Consider the following 17,155-nt stretch of genomic DNA (forward strand, 5'->3'; position numbering starts at 1 on the left):
AAGAAAGCGGATATTATACCCAATAACCTTATCTTTCAGACGGCCATATTTCAGACGGCCTGACACGCCGGCCTGCGTTCTGCTAAAATACACGCCAAATCAACTATATTTTCAGACGGCCTCATGATTAAAGGCCGTCTGAAACCTTTTGGGCAGACCACATCATGAACGACAAACCTGAAGTTACCCCCATCGACCGCCCTGTGCTGAACCCACCCGGCGGCGAGAAAAAAGTGCTGCTGCATTCCTGCTGCGCTCCCTGTTCCGGCGAAGTGATGGAAGCCATGCTCGCCAGCGGCATTGATTTCACTATCTTTTTCTACAACCCCAACATCCATCCGAAAAAAGAATACGAAATCCGCAAAAACGAAAACATCGCTTTTGCCGAGAAACACAATATTCCTTTTATCGACGCGGATTACGATGTGGACAACTGGTTCGAGCGCGCCAAAGGCATGGAAATGGATCCCGAACGCGGCCGCCGCTGCACCATGTGTTTCGACATGCGTTTCGAGCGCGCCGCCCTTTATGCCCACGAACACGGCTTTCCCGTACTCACCAGCTCTTTAGGCATCTCACGCTGGAAAAACATGAACCAAATCAACGACTGCGGCCAACGCGCCGTCGCCCCTTACGATGATGTGGTGTATTGGGATTTTAACTGGCGCAAAGGCGGCGGCAGCGCACGCATGATCGAAATCAGCAAGCGCGAACATTTCTACCAGCAGGAATACTGCGGCTGCGCGTATTCGCTGCGCGACACCAACCATTGGCGCAAATCGCAAGGCCGTCCGCCGATTAAAATCGGTGTGAAATATTACGGCGACGAAGAAGAAGCCGAATAATGATGTTCATATAAATAAAGAGGCCGTCTGAAAAAATTTCAGACGGCCTCTTTATCTCAAACGTACAAGCAGCACATCATCACACCCAAACCAAACATACCTCGACAACCGAACAGCCATAAAAAATCCCGCACGGTTCAACACCACGCGGGATTTTCACTTCAAGCACTCAGGCTTTCAGACGGCCTCTTACATCATGCCGCCCATACCGCCCATGCCACCCATATCGGGAGCGGCAGGTTTATCTTCAGGAATTTCTGCAATCATGCAATCGGTAGTCAGCATCAAGCCGGCAATAGAAGCAGCATGTTGCAGCGCAGAACGGGTTACTTTGGCAGGATCCAACACACCCATAGCGATCATATCGCCATATTCGCCGCTGCCTGCGTTGTAACCGAAGTTGCCTTGGCCTTCCAACACTTTGTTCACCACAACGCTCGGCTCGCCGCCTGCATTGGCAACAATTTGACGCAGCGGAGCTTCAATCGCACGCAATACGATTTGTACGCCTGCATCTTGGTCTGTGTTAGAAGTTTTCACACTTTCCAAAGCTGCACGGGCACGCAGCAGAGCCACACCGCCACCGGCAACCACACCTTCTTCAACCGCAGCACGGGTAGCATGCAGCGCATCTTCCACGCGGTCTTTTTTCTCTTTCATTTCTACTTCGGTTGCCGCACCGACTTTGATCACGGCAACACCGCCGGCCAATTTGGCCACGCGCTCTTGCAGTTTTTCGCGGTCGTATTCGCTGTTTGAAGTTTCCACTTGTTGGCGGATTTCGTTTACACGGGCTTCGATTAATGCAGTGTCGCCGAAACCGTCAATAATAGTAGTGCTGTCTTTACCGATTTCGATGCGTTTGGCTTGGCCCAAGTCTTCCAAAGTAGCTTTTTCCAAAGACAAGCCCACTTCTTCCGAAACCACGTTACCGCCGGTTAAGATAGCGATGTCTTGCAACATGGCTTTACGACGGTCGCCGAAGCCCGGGGCTTTAACCGCAACGGTTTTCAGGATACCGCGAATGTTGTTTACCACCAAAGTAGCCAACGCTTCGCCTTCAACGTCTTCAGCAATAATCAACAACGGACGGCTGGCTTTAGCCACTTGCTCCAACACCGGCAACAAGTCGCGGATGTTGCTGATTTTTTTGTCGAACAACAATACAAACGGGTTATCCAAACCGGCAATTTGTTTTTCAGGATCGTTGATGAAGTAGGGAGACAGATAACCGCGGTCGAACTGCATACCTTCCACTACATCCAGTTCGTTTTCCAAAGATTTGCCGTCTTCCACGGTAATCACGCCTTCTTTGCCCACTTTTTCCATGGCTTCGGCAATAATGGCACCAACCTGCTCGTCGGAGTTGGCGGAAATCGAACCCACTTGGGCGATTTCTTTAGATGTGTCGCAAGGTTTGGAAATATTTTTCAATTCGGCAACCAAAGCAGCAACCGCTTTATCGATACCGCGTTTCAGATCGGTCGGATTCATACCGGCGGTAACGTATTTCATTCCTTCGCTGACGATGGCTTGGGCCAAAACGGTGGCCGTGGTCGTACCGTCGCCGGCTACGTCGTTGGTTTTAGACGCAACTTCTTTTACCATTTGCGCGCCCATGTTTTCGAATTTGTCTTTCAATTCGATTTCTTTGGCTACGGTTACGCCGTCTTTAGTGATGTGCGGGCCGCCGAAAGAACGATCCAATACCACATTGCGGCCTTTCGGGCCCAAAGTTACTTTAACGGCATCGGCCAATACGTTCACACCTTTAACCATTTTTTGGCGGACTTCATTACCAAACTGTACGTCTTTTGCTGCCATATCTTAAATTCTCCAAAAATGTTCAAAATATCTCTAAGAGGCCGTCTGAAAACCTTTTTATATTCTTTTCAGACGGTCTTCAATGCTTGATTATTCAACAATACCGAAGATGTCTTCTTCACGCATTACCAACAGCTCTTCGCCGTCGGCTTTCACGGCTTGGCCGCTGTATTTTCCGAAAATCACCTTGTCGCCAACTTTCACGTCCAGCGGACGGCGTTGACCGTCTTTACCGACTTTACCTGCGCCGACGGCAATCACTTCGCCCATATCGGGTTTTTCAGCGGCTGCGCCCGGCAATACGATACCAGAGGCGGTTTTTTCTTCAGCTTCCAAGCGTTTTACGACTACGCGGTCATGCAGAGGACGAATGGTCATATATAACTCCGATAAAATAATAAAAACAAGCACCTGTAAACAGGCATATCAAATAAAATCACCGCCGCATCCGCGCGGTGTAAGTTAACGCAATCCAACATAAGGCTACAAACAGCAAATTCAAGCCCCTATGTGCGAATTTTTTAAGAACTGCCGTTTTTAAAATAAGCCGCCTAAATTTTAAAGTGAATTGGAAAGAATGTTTATAGAAAAATCAATACGTTGATTTTGAAATGATCAGTGATTTATGCAAACTGCCAAATTTATGGAGATTTTGGATTTGCAGCAAGTTATCGATCTTTGTTTTATTGAGGGAACCGAAACAACAAACAACAAAAAGCCCTTGCTAAAATCAGCAAGGGCTTTCAAAAATATGGCACGCCCACGGGGAATCGAACCCCGGTTACCGCCGTGAAAGGGCGATGTCCTAACCGCTAGACGATGGGCGCGGAGATAAAATTTTTGGCGCACCCGGAGCGATTCGAACGCCCGACCCTCTGGTTCGTAGCCAGATACTCTATCCAACTGAGCTACGGGTGCATTTCCCACTACGCTTTGATTAGCGCCGTGAATCAAGAATGCGGATAATATAGAAATCTATCAAAGCTGTCTAGTTCTGTTTTTATAAAATTTCTTATTCAATTGAATTTAATAAAAATTTATTTCAATATATCTTCAGAAATTTCTAAGGCCGTCTGAAACGCCGCTTGTATCTGTTTCTGCTGGCTTGTTCTTGATTTATACCATTCCGATACCTGAAACTTCCCGAGCCATTCTGGCTGCTGCATTATCCGTCATCCCTCCGACAAAATCGAGAATTTTCATATAGGCCTGATACAGACTGTCTTCCGGTGTAACGGGGTCGTCATGATTGAGCAGCTCCAGCGCAAGTGATTGCCGTGTGCTGACTTGCCCGTTTACGATTAAAGAATATGCTGCCGGCACCAACAAATCCAATATCGAACCCAAACATGGAAAAGCGGCAATTTCGGTAATCAGTTTGCTTTGATGACGGAAAATCCTTGTCCGCGCCAGCTCTTTGGCCTTTTCCAAAGTATTGCGCACTTCGGGGCTGCATAAAGCCAATAAATCTTTGCCCTGAAAGCTGCCGTTGAGTAAATCTTGCTGATGCGTCATAAAGGTTTGCGCCACATCTTCAATCGCCCGTCCGATGGCCATACCGCGCAGCATGGCGCAGCGCTGGCGGCTGCTTTGTGCCTGCCATGCGCCGGGGGCTTCGGTAAACGTGAGTTCGGCCAAGATGCTTTCAACTTCGGCATCGCCCAACAAGCCGATTTCCACCGCGTCTTCCAAGTCGAGCAAGGCGTAGCAAATGTCGTCGGCGGCTTCCATCAGGTAAGACAAAGGATGGCGCGCCCAGCGGTCGGCTCCTTGTTCGATCAATCCCAGTTCGTCGGCAATGCGGCGGATAAACGGCAGTTCGGTTTGATAGATATTGAATTTTTTGCGGCCGTTCGGATCGAGCGTCGTCCACGGATATTTCAGCAACGCACCGATGGTAGCGGCGGTTAAACGCATACCGCCTTTGTTGCGGTACATTTCGAGGTTGGCCAAAATCCGCAGGCTGTGGGCATTGCCTTCGTAAGTCTGCACGTCGTTGCGTTCGCCTTCGCTTAAAGTTTCCAGATAAATGCTGTGAGCGGGGTTGCGGAACCAGTCGCGCAGCGCGTCTTCGCCGGTGTGTCCGAACGGCGGGTTGCCCAAATCATGCGCCAAACAGGCCACCTGAACCACTGCGCCGATGTCGCTCGGCGTATTGCCTTGCGGCAGAAAACCGCCCGCCTGCATCATCACGCCGACGCGGTTACCCACGCTGCGTCCCACGCTGGCCACTTCCACGCTGTGGGTTAGGCGGTTGTGGGTATGGTCGTGCTCGGCAAACGGGTGAACCTGCGTTTTGCGCCCCAAGCGGCGGAACGAGCCGGAAAACACCACGCGGTCGTAGTCGATATGGAAATCGGTGCGCAAAGCATCCGCGCCTTCTTGGGTGGACGGCGTAACCGTCGGCACGATTTCGCCGTCTTTCATGCGGAAGCGTTGGGTGGAAAGCAATTGCTGCCAATTCATTTTATTCATAACCATCATGCCTTTGTTCGGCGGAAGCCATTTGTATATTGAGGCATCAATTGCATCTTACAATTTGTTTCATTACCAAATAGTCGGAAGGTAATGGCTGATTGTTATGATAGAACGTTTCTTTTTGATATTTTAATCCATCGTCTGTTTCATACTGATAACCGTTGGGGCATAGCTTCTTGGCTTTTTTATCGATTAGGTTCTTCAATGTCTGTTTACTGGCAAATATGTTTCCTGAAGACTCCAATTGATAACGGTTTCCTCCCAAATACTCTGAACGTGCCGGAAACATTTGTGCACAAGCAGCCAAAAAAGAAGAAGCTGTGAATATCAAAACCATTTTTTTCATCATCATTATTTATTCCGCTAAATATAATAGGATTGTTTGTAAACCAGAGGCCGTCTGAAATATTTCAGACGGCCTGTATCTTTTTACTTATTTACCGCGCATCAGCTCAAAGAAATCGTTGTTGTCTTTGGAGGCTTTGAGCTTGCCCACCAAAAACTCGGTGGCTTCGATTTCGTCCATCGGATGCAGGAATTTGCGCAGCAGCCACATGCGTTGGAGCTGGTCGTTCGGCACCAACAACTCTTCGCGGCGCGTGCCGGATTTGTTGATGTTGATCGCCGGGAACAGGCGTTTTTCAGACATGCGGCGGTCGAGGTGCAGTTCCATATTGCCGGTGCCTTTAAATTCTTCGTAAATCACATCATCCATACGGCTGCCGGTTTCCACCAGTGCCGTGGCAATAATCGTTAGCGAACCGCCCTCTTCTACATTACGCGCGGCACCGAAAAAGCGTTTCGGACGGTGCAGCGCATTGGCATCGACACCGCCGGTCAGGATTTTGCCCGAAGCCGGCACCACGGTATTGTAGGCGCGCGCCAAACGGGTGATCGAATCGAGCAGAATCACCACGTCTTTTTTATGCTCGACCATGCGTTTGGCTTTTTCCAACACCATTTCGGCCACTTGAACGTGGCGGGTAGCCGGCTCATCAAACGTGGACGACACCACTTCGCCGCGCACGCTGCGCGACATTTCGGTTACTTCTTCGGGGCGTTCGTCAATCAGTAAAACAATCAGTTCGACTTCGGGATAATTGGCTGTGATGGCGTGGGCAATGTTTTGCAGCATCACGGTTTTACCGGTTTTCGGCGGGGCAACCAGCAAGGCGCGTTGGCCGCGGCCGATGGGGGAAACGAGATCGATGGCGCGGCTGGTGATGTTTTCTTCGGCTTTGATATCACGCTCGAGTTTGAGTTGTTTGGTGGGGAAAAGCGGCGTTAAGTTTTCAAAGAGGATTTTGTGTTTGCAAACTTCCGGATTATCGCCGTTGATGCTGTCCAAACGCACGAGAGCGAAATAGCGTTCGTTGTCTTTGGGTACGCGCACGCTGCCTTCGATGGTATCGCCGGTGTGCAGATTGAAGCGGCGGATTTGGCTGGGCGAAACGTAAATATCGTCGGGGCCGGCCAGATAAGAAGTGTCGGCACTGCGTAAGAAACCGAAGCCGTCGGGCAGAATTTCCAAAGTGCCGGAGCAGGTGAAGGATTCGCCCTGCTTCATCAGTTGGCGCACGATGGCAAATACTAGGTCTTGTTTGCGCAGGCGGTTGGCATTTTCAATGCCGTGTTGTTCTGCCATTTCCAAAAGTTTGGAAATGTGCTGGGTTTGTAGTTCAGAAACGTGCATGATAGATAATAAATTGATATGTGGTGGTTGATTTGGATAACGGCGACTAAGGCCGTCTGAAAATATCCTGAAAGTAAAAGACAACAGATATTGGAAATGGTTTTGCCGGATGGCAGATTGAACGACAAGGTGCTTGTCGGAAAGGAATTGTATGGAGTCGTGCAAATAGTGTCAAATGTATTCGATAAAAGGTGTCAAACCGCTCCTAACTGTTTACAGAGGCCGTCTGAAAAATATTTCCTGTTTTTCAGACGGCCTTGAAACGTTCACAATAACAAATGTTTACGCTTTAGCCTGCCAAGTATCCTTCAAAGTAACCGTGCGGTTGAACACCGGCTTCTCTTTGCTGTGGTCGTAACGGTCGGTTACGAAATAGCCCAAGCGCTCAAACTGCCAGCGGCTTTCCGGCTCCAAAGTTTTGGCCACAGGTTCGGCGTAAGCGGTGATTTCTTTCATGGATTCGGGGTTCAGGAAATCGATAAACGGCAGGTATTCTCCATCTTCGCCGCGAACGGCATCGGGGCGCGGTTCGGTAAACAGGCGGTCGTACAGGCGCACTTGCACCGGCACGGCGTGCTCGGCGGAAAGCCAGTGGATCACGCCTTTTACTTTGCGGCCTTCGGGCTTTTTACCTAAGGTATCGTGGTCGATGCTGCATTTGAGTTCAATTACGTTGCCGTTTTCGTCTTTTACCACTTCGTCGCACTTAATCACATAGCTGTAACGTAGGCGCACTTCACCGCCCAAAGTCAAACGCTGCCAGCCGGCTGGCGGGTTTTCGCTGAAATCGTCGGCTTCGATATACAGGGTTTGGCTGATGGGCACTTCGCGCTCGCCCATTTCTTCGTGGTGCGGATGGTAAGGCGCGCTGCGGCTTTGGGTTTTGCCGGCTTCAAAATTGGTGAGCGTTACCTTAATCGGGTTTAACACGGCCATCATGCGCGGGGCGGAATTTTCCAGCTCTTCGCGAATCGCGCCTTCGAGCACGCTCATGTCGACTACGTTTTCAGACTTGGAAATGCCGACGCGCTTGACAAATAGGCGCAAGCCTTCAGGCGTGTAACCACGGCGGCGCATGCCGGAGATGGTGGGCATACGCGGGTCGTTCCAACCTGTAACGTGGCCGTCTGAAACCAACTGGCTCAGTTTGCGTTTGGATGTGATGGAATACAGCAGCTCCAAGCGTGAAAACTCGTATTGGCGCGGATGGTTGTCGATCGGGATATTGTCGAGCACCCAGTCATACAGCGGGCGGTGGGCTTCAAATTCGAGCGTACACAGAGAATGGGTGATTTTTTCGATGGCATCGGAAATGGCGTGGGTGTAGTCATACATGGGGTAGATGCACCACTTGTCGCCGGTGTTGTGGTGATGCGCGCGGCGGATGCGGTAAATCACCGGATCGCGCAGGTTTACGTTGCCTGCGGCCATGTCGATTTTCAGGCGCAGGGTTTTGCTGCCGTCGGGAAATTCGCCGTTTTTCATGCGCATGAACAAATCGAAGTTTTCTTCGATGCTGCGGTCGCGGTAGGGGCTGTTTTTGCCCGGTTCGGTGAGCGTGCCGCGGTATTCGCGCATTTCTTCGGCGCTTAATTCGTCCACATAGGCTTTGCCGTCTTTAATCAGGCCGACGGCGTAATCAAACAACTGGTCGAAATAGTCGGAAGCATAACGCGGCTCGCCCGCCCATTTGAAGCCCAGCCATTCTACGTCTTCTTTAATCGAATCAACGTATTCCTGATTTTCTTTTTCGGGGTTGGTGTCGTCGAAACGCAGGTTGCACAGGCCGTCGTAAATATAGGCCAAACCGAAGTTCAGGCAGATGGATTTGGCATGGCCGATGTGCAGATAGCCGTTCGGCTCGGGCGGGAAACGGGTTTGGATGGCGGTGTGCTTGCCGCTTTTGAGGTCTTCGTCGATGATCGTGCGGATAAAGTGGTTATCGGCAAATTGGTCTTTGTTCATCATAGGGATAGGTTCGTTTCGTTATGTGGTTTGTTTTCAGACGGCCTAAATGTTCTCAAAGGCCGTCTGAAAAAGTTTGAAAGGTGCTGCGTATTGTACATTAAATTGCCGCCCGCGTTTCAAACGCAAAGGCCGCCCTTTTCAGACGGCCTCGGAGAGTCGATATCTATATTCAATTGGAAATATAGGGTTTGGTTTCGGACAAGCAGGGATACAGACGGTTCATTTCTTCCTGCCACTCTTTCAAGCCGGCTATGCACGGCAGGCCTTCTACTTCGGTGATGTGGTTTAAGAACAAGATAAATTCAATCACGCAAGCCGCATTCAATGTTCCGATGTTGAGCTGCGTGCCAAACGGCTTAAGCTGTTCCGCTAAAACAACCAAGGTTTTGGCATTGCGGTCTTTGATCTGTTGGTGCCGCTCCGTCCACCATTCGTTTTCGGGACGGCGCATTTTCTCACCGATCATCGGCAGCGAGTTTTCCATGATGCCCTCTGCCAGAGCATGAATGTTCAAGACTTTCCAACGGTCTTCATTTTGCGGATACAGGCTGCCGTTCCGGCCGATCGAGTCGAGATATTCGGCAATAACGTTACTGTTGTAAAACCATTCTCCGTTGTCGGCCTGTAAAGCCGGTATGCGGCCGAGGGGGTTGTCTCGATTGTGCGGGGAATTGATGTCGAACGAAGAAGTTACTTGCATCAATTCGATCTTGCCCTCCAAACCGTGATATGCGGCAACTGCACGGACTTTGCGTACATAAGGGCTGGTGGTGGAATACCAAAGTTTCATCATATTTCCTTTCCGTTTACACCGATTGATTTACCGCAAAAAAACTTAACCGCCGCTTCGCTGCGGGTTGCCGCCTCGAGAGCGGTTGTCGCGGCCGTGAAACGCAATATTTCGCAGCCGTGTTTTTTTGACTATTACTTCAGACGTTTGATGCGGCATTTTCTAACAATAAAAAGGCCGCCTGAAACTTTTCAGACGGCCTTTTTATTGTTTATTCGTCATCGGTATCGCGTTCAGCCACAAACCACTCCACCCCCGCTGCCTCGAGGCGGTTGCACATGGCTTCGTCGGGCACGCGGTCGGTAAACACCGAATCGAACTCGGTAATATCCCCCATGCGCACTAAAGCGTTACGGCCGAATTTACTGTGGTCGACGGCCAAATAACGCAAGCGTGCATTCTGCATCATCGCTTGCATCACGCTGACTTCTTTATAGTCAAAATCCAGCAGCGAACCGTCTTGCTCGACACCGGCCGCACTTAAGACGGCGTAATCGACTTTAAACTGATTGATGAAATCAACGGTCGCCACGCCGGTAACGCCGCCGTCGACCGGACGCACAACGCCCGACGTGATGATAACGGTGCAATCGCTACGGCCGGACATAATAGCGGCGACATGAATATTATTGGTAATGATGCGCAAGTTTTTATGGCTTTTCACCAGCGCCATTGCCACGGCTTCGATGGTGGTGCCGATACTCATAAACAGCGAAGCATTATCGGGAATATTGGCGGCAACCAAATCGGCAATATGGGCTTTTTCGATTTGCAATTTGGCTTTTTGGCTTTGGAAATCATCGTCTTCCAAACTTTCGCCCAATGCCGCTCCGCCATGATAGCGGCGCAAAATGTTTTCTTCGCAAAGCTGGTTGATATCGCGGCGGATGGTTTGCGGCGTAACGTCCAATTCCCTTGCCAATTGCTCAATCGGCATGAAGTTATGTTCGCGTACCAATGCAATGATTTTTTCGTGTCGTAGGATGCGTGGCATAGTGTTTTCTTCTTTTATTGTCGACGGTTATGCGTTTGAATTTTGCCAAATCGGCATTTTTCATGCAAGTTACTGTATTTAAAAATGCAAAGCAGAAAAAACCACCATCAGGAACGGAGCGATCACGTTGATGATGAAACCGAAACTGATGGCCAGCGGCACGACCTGCAAACCGCCGGAACTCTGAATAACCGGCAGCGTGAAATCCAAACTGGTCGCGCCGCCCGACCCCACCGCCGCACTCGGATGGCGGCGCATCAGAATGGGAATGAATACCAAAGCGAAAAACTCGCGGGATAAATCGTTCAACAACGCCACACTGCCCCATACCGGCCCGTAGGCTTCGGTCATCACAATGCCGGAAAGCGAATACCAGCCGAATCCCGAAGCCAACGCCAACCCTTTGCTCCAAGACACTTCAGGCATCACCGCCGCAAACAGCAGCCCGCCGACCAACGAAGACAATGTAATCAGCAATGAAGTCTGCACCCCGCGCTTATTAATCAAAACCTGCCGCAAAGTAATCCCGCCGCTGCTCAACTGGATGCCGACCAACAGCACCATCAGCATCAAACAATATGTGCCGGTATGTTCGGGCGGCAGCCAATAAGCGTACATCATTTTACCGAGCACAAAACCCAACACTACACAGCCCAACTGCCTGATGCTGACTGCAATGCTGATGCGGGCTTTTTTACCGCTGCCTTCGACCTGCCACGGATGGCGGCGGTCGAACCACATTAACACCGATAAATTCATACCGATCACACACACGAACAACAATGCCACGGCACCGAGAATCGTGTCGATTTGTGAGCCCAAGTCCTCTACCCTAGCCAAAGATATCCCGATTAAAATCAAAATGATATACACCAGCCAGCTCAAAATTCTATCCACCGCAGGCAAATAGGCTTTGGGAATGCGGATGAAAAAACCGAGGAAAAGCGGAATCAATACCGAAAGCAAAGTAATCAGGCTGTTCATAAAAATAACGGTTTTCAGACGGCCTCTCCCTACGCAGGAGGCCGTCTGAAAAGCTTATATCACCGATAAACCGAACAATCATATCGAACGGCCGACACCGTCCGACAACGCCGGCAACAGCGCAGCGGCTGTCGAAATTATCCGCCATAAAAATTATTCGGGCTTATCAACTGTTTAAACAATTGGAAAAGTAAAGAAATCATTACAGATTATAACTGATTTGGCAGTAAAACCAGATAAGCATCAAACCGCCCGTTCTCTTTTCTATCGGTTAAAGAACGGCCGCCGTTGGAAAATGTTATGCTATATCGAAATAAAACATAAAATAAACAACAAGTTATTTACAATAAACAGAGGCAGACGTATGATATTTACCCCTAAGCGACAATAAGGAGTAGAAAAATGAGCCAATGCACCACCCATCCCAACCACGACCACGTACACGGCCCCAACTGCGGCCACACAGCCATCAAACACGGCGATCATGTCGACTACCTGCACGACGGCCATCTGCACCACGCACATAACGGCCACTATGACGAACACCGCTTGGAAGTAAACGAAACCAATCCCGACGGCTGCCATCCCGTACACGACTGTGCAAACCATGTGCACGGCCCCGGCTGCGGCCACGAAGCCGTACCGCACGGCGACCATGTAGACTACATCGTAAACGGCCGCCTGCACCATCAACACGGCGACCACTGCGATGACCACGGCCCGGTTGAAGTGGTCAAATAATCGGATGCTTTAACGATAAACAGGCCGTCTGAAATTTCAGACGGCCTGTTTATCGTTTCAACCTGCTTCGATAAAAAAAAACAGCCTGACATGACAATCAGGCTGTTTTTTTTATCGGCGGTTATTCAACCAAATTTACAGTACCGCGCATTAAAGAGATATGGCCGGGGAACGAACAGAAGAATTCGTATTTGTTACCCGCAGCAAATTTGCTCACATCTACTTTAACAGTGTCTTCTTCGCCGCCGCCGATCAATTTGGTATGGGCAATCACACGCTCATCACCGGCTTTCAGGAAATCACCGTCAGGACCGACACTTGCACCGTCTTTCGCTACGCCGTCCACATCTTCGGTTTTGGCAATAACAATATTGTGCCCCATCGCCGCTTTCGGCAATTTACCCATATGTTTCAAGGTAATACTGAATTCCTTACATGTTTTGCTGATGTTGATTTCAGACATGTTGTATTTCATTGCATCGTCGGAATCAACCACCACGGCGCATTTATCATCAGCCGCCGCAACAGGAACGGCAGATGCTTCCGGAGCGGCTTCAGGCGCAGCCTCAGACGTGGCAGGAGCTGGAGCTTCGGCAGCAGGTTCACCTTGAGCAGGCGCGGAAGATTCTTGAGAACAAGCCGCCAAACCGAGAACAGCGGCAGAAATCAGAGCTAAATAAACTTTCATACAATACTCCTGTGTGAGTTAAATTACGGGGCTTTTCTATTACCATTCGCCCCCTGATGAAATGCTGAAACAATGATGTATTGTCATACTAAGGCATAAAATTGCCGAAAAAGTTACCGACAACTGTCTATATTTACTGCCTTTATCCATTAAGATTTGCGTTAAATCAAATTTAACAGGCCGAAAAAACCTGATTTATCCGAAGCCTTCAAACGGCCTCCTATCGCCATCCGCCAAACCGGTAACACACAAAGGCGAAAATCAAGATATCCGGCCCTCCGCACGCTTTACACTTGCTAGAATTTACCGTGTTTTTCAGCCAGCTTACGCAAAGCCTCGGCCAATTCGGGATGATGCGCCAACCGCTCGGCGGATCTCTGAAACCCTGCTACCGCCGCACTGCCCAACTGCAAACTATTAATGCGCGTTTTTGCCGGCTGTTTCGGCACCACCTTAATACGCACATCAGTAATACAATTTTCAAGATTTTGAATTTTCGGCAGTAAGCTCGGCACAATCATACGCAAACGCGAAGAAGCCATATTGTTCGCCGCCAAAATAATCAAACAACCGTCTTCGATACAGGCCACCTGAAAGTGCGCCCGCAGGTTGGCAGGTATAATCTGTTTGACCCGAGCGTCCAGCCTACGCCATTGTTGCGATTGTTGCAACAGATTTAGCAAACGGCTGTCTTTCTTGCCCAAATGCACCAAATCCATTTTCAGACGGCCTCCTGTATGATTTTAGTTGGCAAATAATATTGAAATCTGGCAAAGCTGCCGCTATTTCAGACGGCACTGTAACTTTACTAAACGGCTTGTGTTAAAATTCGGGCTTAAATTTGCCCACTATTTCTATATCAAGGCGCAGGAAAAATTCATGCTTACCAACTTAGCCAAAAAAGTCTTCGGCAGCCGGAATGACCGACTGCTCAAACAATACCGTAAAACCGTTGCTAAAATCAATGCGCGCGAAACCGAAATGCAGGCTTTAAGCGACAAAGCCCTCCAAGCGAAAACCGCCGAATTCAAAGAACGCCTCGCCAAAGGCGAAACCTTGGACGACATCCTCGAAGAAGCCTTTGCCGTCTGCCGCGAGGCCAGCCGCCGCGTATTAGGAATGCGCCATTTCGACGTACAGCTTATCGGCGGTATGGTACTGCATAACGGCAAAATCGCCGAGATGCGCACGGGCGAAGGTAAAACGCTCGTGGCCACCCTCGCCGTTTACCTGAATGCCCTCAACGGCAAAGGCGTGCATGTCGTTACCGTCAACGATTACCTTGCCGCCCGCGACGCAGGCATCATGGAACCGCTGTATAACTTCTTGGGCTTGACCGTCGGTGTCATCATCAGCGACATGCAGCCTTTCTTCCGCCAAACCGCCTACAATGCCGACATTACCTACGGCACCAACAACGAATTCGGTTTCGACTACTTGCGCGACAACATGGTTACCGACCAATACGACAAAGTGCAGCGTGATTTGGCCTTTGCCGTGGTCGATGAAGTCGACTCGATTCTGATTGACGAAGCGCGTACCCCGTTGATTATTTCAGGCCAAGCCGACGACAACGTGCAACTTTACCAAACCATGGACAAAGTGCCTTCGCGCCTCAGCCGCCAAGAAACCGAAGAAGACGAAGGCGATTATTGGGTCGATGAAAAAGGCCACACCGTTATCCTGAGCGAAGCGGGCCACGAGCACGCCGAAGATATTCTTACCGAAATGGGCCTGCTTCAGGAAGGCGATTCGCTCTACTCCGCCGCCAACATCATGTTGATGCACCATTTGATGGCAGCCCTGCGCGCACATACCCTGTTCCATAAAGACCAGCATTATGTGATTCAAGACGGCGAAGTCGTGATTGTGGACGAATTCACAGGCCGTCTGATGTCCGGCCGCCGTTGGTCCGAAGGTCTCCATCAGGCCATAGAAGCCAAAGAAGGGGTGGAAATCAAACGCGAAAACCAAACGCTAGCTTCAATCACTTTCCAAAACTATTTCCGCCTGTATGAAAAACTCGCCGGCATGACTGGTACGGCAGATACCGAAGCCTTCGAGTTCCAAAGTATTTACGGCTTGGAAACGGTCATCATCCCTACCAACCGCCCGATGCAGCGCAAAGATTTCAACGACCAGATTTTCCGTACTGCCGAAGAAAAATACGAAGCCGTTATCAACGATATCCAAGCCTGCTTCGATAAAGGCCAACCCGTGCTGGTCGGCACCACCAGCATTGAAAACTCCGAACTGGTTTCCGAGCTGCTTACCAAAGCCGGTTTGCCGCACAACGTACTGAATGCCAAAGAGCATGAACGCGAAGCCTTAATCGTGGCCCAAGCGGGCAAACCCGGCATGATTACCGTAGCCACCAACATGGCGGGCCGCGGTACCGATATCGTGCTGGGCGGTAACGTCAAACATCAGAGCGATGCCATCCGTGCCGATGAAAACCTGAGCGACGAAGAAAAGCAAATCCGCATCGCCAAACTGGAAAACGGTTGGGAAGCCGATCACAAAAAAGTATTGGCCGCAGGCGGTCTGCATATTATCGGTACCGAACGCCACGAAAGCCGACGCATCGACAACCAGTTGCGCGGCCGTGCCGGCCGTCAAGGCGACCCCGGTTCCAGCCGTTTCTACCTCTCGTTTGAAGACCCGCTGCTACGCCTCTTCGCGCTCGACCGTGCTGCAGCCATTCTCAACCGCCTTGCTCCCGAACGCGGCGTAGCCATCGAACACAGCATGCTTACCCGCCAAATCGAAGGTGCGCAGCGCAAAGTGGAAGGTCGTAACTTCGACATGCGGAAACAAGTATTGGAATATGACGATGTTGCCAATGACCAACGTAAAGTCATCTATTACTACCGCAATACCATTTTAACCAATCAAAATGTGAGCGAACTGGCAAAAGAAATCCGCGAAGAAGTTATCAGCAACTTAGTCGACATGCACATGCCACCCGACAGCATGGAAGAGCAATGGGATATCCCTGCGCTGGAAGCCCAGCTTACAGGTGATTTCCGTTTGCAGGCCGATATCCAAGGCTGGTTAAAAGCCAACAATACTTTGGATAATCAAGACATCAAAAAGCGCTTGCTTGCCCAAGTGGAAAAAGAATACGCTGAGAAAACCGAAATCGTCGGCCAGCAAGTGATGCGTGATTTTGAACGCAACGTGATGCTTCAGGTTATCGACAACAACTGGCGCGAACACCTTGCCGCCATGGATCATCTGCGTCAGGGTATCCATCTGCGCAGTTATGCTCAGAAAAACCCCAAACAGGAATACAAACGCGAAGCCTTTATCATGTTTGAACACCTGTGGAGCGGCATCAAACAAAATGTTGCTTCTCTGCTTGTAGCCGTACAGATTGAGCACGGCGATGACATTGTTGCCGAAAACGAACCCCAAGAGCCTACCAACGTGCAAGCCGTCCATTCCGGTGCGCCGGCAATGGAAGACGTATTGGGCGAATCGCGCGACAATTTGGCTACCGAGGCCTTCGACCCTACCGGCAATGATTTCAGCCCGGAAGTATTGGTAGAGCAAGGCCGCGTTGTGCACCGCAACGATTTGTGCCCATGCGGTAGCGGTTTGAAATACAAACATTGCCACGGCAAATTAAGCTAATTTCAGACGGCCTCCAAGCCGTAAAAAGCCCTGCTCATCAAGCAGGGCTTTTTTATGCGATTAATAGCAGTTTGTGGGATAACCGGCCGCATCATGATTGCAGTACCGTCCTTCATTTCCATTCCAGCGGTAACCGCTACCGACACCGTTTTGCCTTGCAATTCTGTGTTCGACTATGATCCTTTGCGGCGTTGCGGCTATGCGTTCTTGCGACTCATTGAATTCACGTGCATAACGTATATGTTGTTGCTCACGTTCCAGTTCGTACAGCCTCCCCAAATGATCGCATGACGGCGTACCGTAACGATCACGCAATATACTGCTTTTTTCATGTTTACAGGATCGTTCTACCCGTTCCACTTCAAACGGATCAACTGCAAATGATGATGTCGAAGCAAACAGCAAAATCATTAATACAAATTTTTTCATTTGTTCTTCCCTCCGAAAATGTGAATAACTATAGCAAACAAACTTATTTTTGATACAAGGCCGCAAACCTCAGGCAGCACAAATA

General features: G+C 50.0%; 15 protein-coding genes and 2 tRNA genes. 3 read left to right on the plus strand and 14 right to left on the minus strand.

Annotation, left to right across the window (positions count from 1 at the left end):
- Positions 1-164: 164 nt before the first annotated feature.
- On the plus strand, positions 165-845 hold the full coding sequence (locus Q0X97_RS08665) for an epoxyqueuosine reductase QueH (protein ID WP_302066935.1): 681 nt from the start codon (positions 165-167) through the stop codon (positions 843-845).
- A gap of 189 nt (positions 846-1,034) precedes the next feature.
- Here Q0X97_RS08665 and groL read toward each other — a convergent pair whose 3' ends face one another.
- The 11 genes from groL to Q0X97_RS08720 all read right to left on the minus strand — a co-directional run bounded on the left by groL (position 1,035) and on the right by Q0X97_RS08720 (position 11,576).
- Positions 1,035-2,669: a chaperonin GroEL gene (groL, locus tag Q0X97_RS08670; RefSeq protein WP_302066936.1), complete on the minus strand. Its 1,635-nt coding sequence runs from the start codon at positions 2,667-2,669 to the stop codon at positions 1,035-1,037.
- Positions 2,670-2,759: 90 nt separating this feature from the next.
- Positions 2,760-3,047, minus strand: coding sequence for a co-chaperone GroES (gene groES / locus Q0X97_RS08675; protein WP_085390333.1), 288 nt, complete (start codon positions 3,045-3,047; stop codon positions 2,760-2,762).
- Positions 3,048-3,421: 374 nt separating this feature from the next.
- A tRNA-Glu gene (locus Q0X97_RS08680) sits at positions 3,422-3,496 on the minus strand.
- 14 nt (positions 3,497-3,510) lie between these two features.
- Positions 3,511-3,587 (minus strand) — tRNA-Arg (locus tag Q0X97_RS08685).
- A gap of 198 nt (positions 3,588-3,785) precedes the next feature.
- Positions 3,786-5,135, minus strand: a complete 1,350-nt coding sequence (locus tag Q0X97_RS08690; protein WP_302067010.1) for a deoxyguanosinetriphosphate triphosphohydrolase — start codon at positions 5,133-5,135, stop codon at positions 3,786-3,788.
- A 55-nt stretch (positions 5,136-5,190) separates the two neighbouring features.
- On the minus strand, positions 5,191-5,499 hold the full coding sequence (locus Q0X97_RS08695) for a hypothetical protein (RefSeq protein ID WP_302066937.1): 309 nt from the start codon (positions 5,497-5,499) through the stop codon (positions 5,191-5,193).
- A gap of 81 nt (positions 5,500-5,580) precedes the next feature.
- The gene (gene rho / locus Q0X97_RS08700) at positions 5,581-6,840 is read right to left on the minus strand and encodes a transcription termination factor Rho (RefSeq protein WP_302066938.1); all 1,260 of its coding nucleotides are present in this window, start codon (positions 6,838-6,840) and stop codon (positions 5,581-5,583) included.
- A 282-nt stretch (positions 6,841-7,122) separates the two neighbouring features.
- Entirely contained in the window at positions 7,123-8,808 is a 1,686-nt protein-coding gene (locus Q0X97_RS08705) for a glutamine--tRNA ligase/YqeY domain fusion protein (RefSeq protein ID WP_302066939.1), read from the minus strand.
- A gap of 169 nt (positions 8,809-8,977) precedes the next feature.
- Positions 8,978-9,601, minus strand: a complete 624-nt coding sequence (locus Q0X97_RS08710; protein WP_302066940.1) for a glutathione S-transferase — start codon at positions 9,599-9,601, stop codon at positions 8,978-8,980.
- 208 nt (positions 9,602-9,809) lie between these two features.
- Positions 9,810-10,592 (minus strand): DeoR/GlpR family DNA-binding transcription regulator, encoded by a 783-nt coding sequence (locus Q0X97_RS08715; protein WP_302066941.1) that lies wholly within the window; start codon positions 10,590-10,592, stop codon positions 9,810-9,812.
- Between the two features lie 78 nt (positions 10,593-10,670).
- On the minus strand, positions 10,671-11,576 hold the full coding sequence (locus Q0X97_RS08720; RefSeq protein WP_302066942.1) for a lysine exporter LysO family protein: 906 nt from the start codon (positions 11,574-11,576) through the stop codon (positions 10,671-10,673).
- Between the two features lie 402 nt (positions 11,577-11,978).
- On the opposite strand from Q0X97_RS08720, the gene Q0X97_RS08725 reads away from it, so the two are divergent.
- Entirely contained in the window at positions 11,979-12,317 is a 339-nt protein-coding gene (locus Q0X97_RS08725; RefSeq protein ID WP_302066943.1) for a hypothetical protein, read from the plus strand.
- Positions 12,318-12,438: 121 nt separating this feature from the next.
- On the opposite strand, the gene azu is transcribed toward Q0X97_RS08725, so the two are convergent.
- Both azu and Q0X97_RS08735 read right to left on the minus strand, forming a co-directional pair.
- The gene (gene azu / locus Q0X97_RS08730) at positions 12,439-13,005 is read right to left on the minus strand and encodes an azurin (RefSeq protein ID WP_302066944.1); all 567 of its coding nucleotides are present in this window, start codon (positions 13,003-13,005) and stop codon (positions 12,439-12,441) included.
- 296 nt (positions 13,006-13,301) lie between these two features.
- Complete coding sequence (locus tag Q0X97_RS08735) at positions 13,302-13,724, minus strand: DciA family protein (protein ID WP_302066945.1); 423 nt, start codon at positions 13,722-13,724, stop codon at positions 13,302-13,304.
- A 160-nt stretch (positions 13,725-13,884) separates the two neighbouring features.
- Between Q0X97_RS08735 and secA the strand changes: the two genes are divergently transcribed.
- Positions 13,885-16,641, plus strand: coding sequence for a preprotein translocase subunit SecA (secA, locus tag Q0X97_RS08740; RefSeq protein WP_302066946.1), 2,757 nt, complete (start codon positions 13,885-13,887; stop codon positions 16,639-16,641).
- A gap of 60 nt (positions 16,642-16,701) precedes the next feature.
- On the opposite strand, the gene Q0X97_RS08745 is transcribed toward secA, so the two are convergent.
- Positions 16,702-17,070 carry a hypothetical protein gene (locus tag Q0X97_RS08745; protein ID WP_302066947.1) on the minus strand — a complete coding sequence of 123 codons (369 nt, stop codon included), beginning with the start codon at positions 17,068-17,070 and terminating at the stop codon, positions 16,702-16,704.
- Positions 17,071-17,155 lie beyond the last annotated feature (85 nt).

Origin of the sequence: Neisseria sp. MVDL19-042950, from assembly GCF_030504625.1 — a bacterium.
Taxonomy (GTDB): domain Bacteria; phylum Pseudomonadota; class Gammaproteobacteria; order Burkholderiales; family Neisseriaceae; genus Neisseria.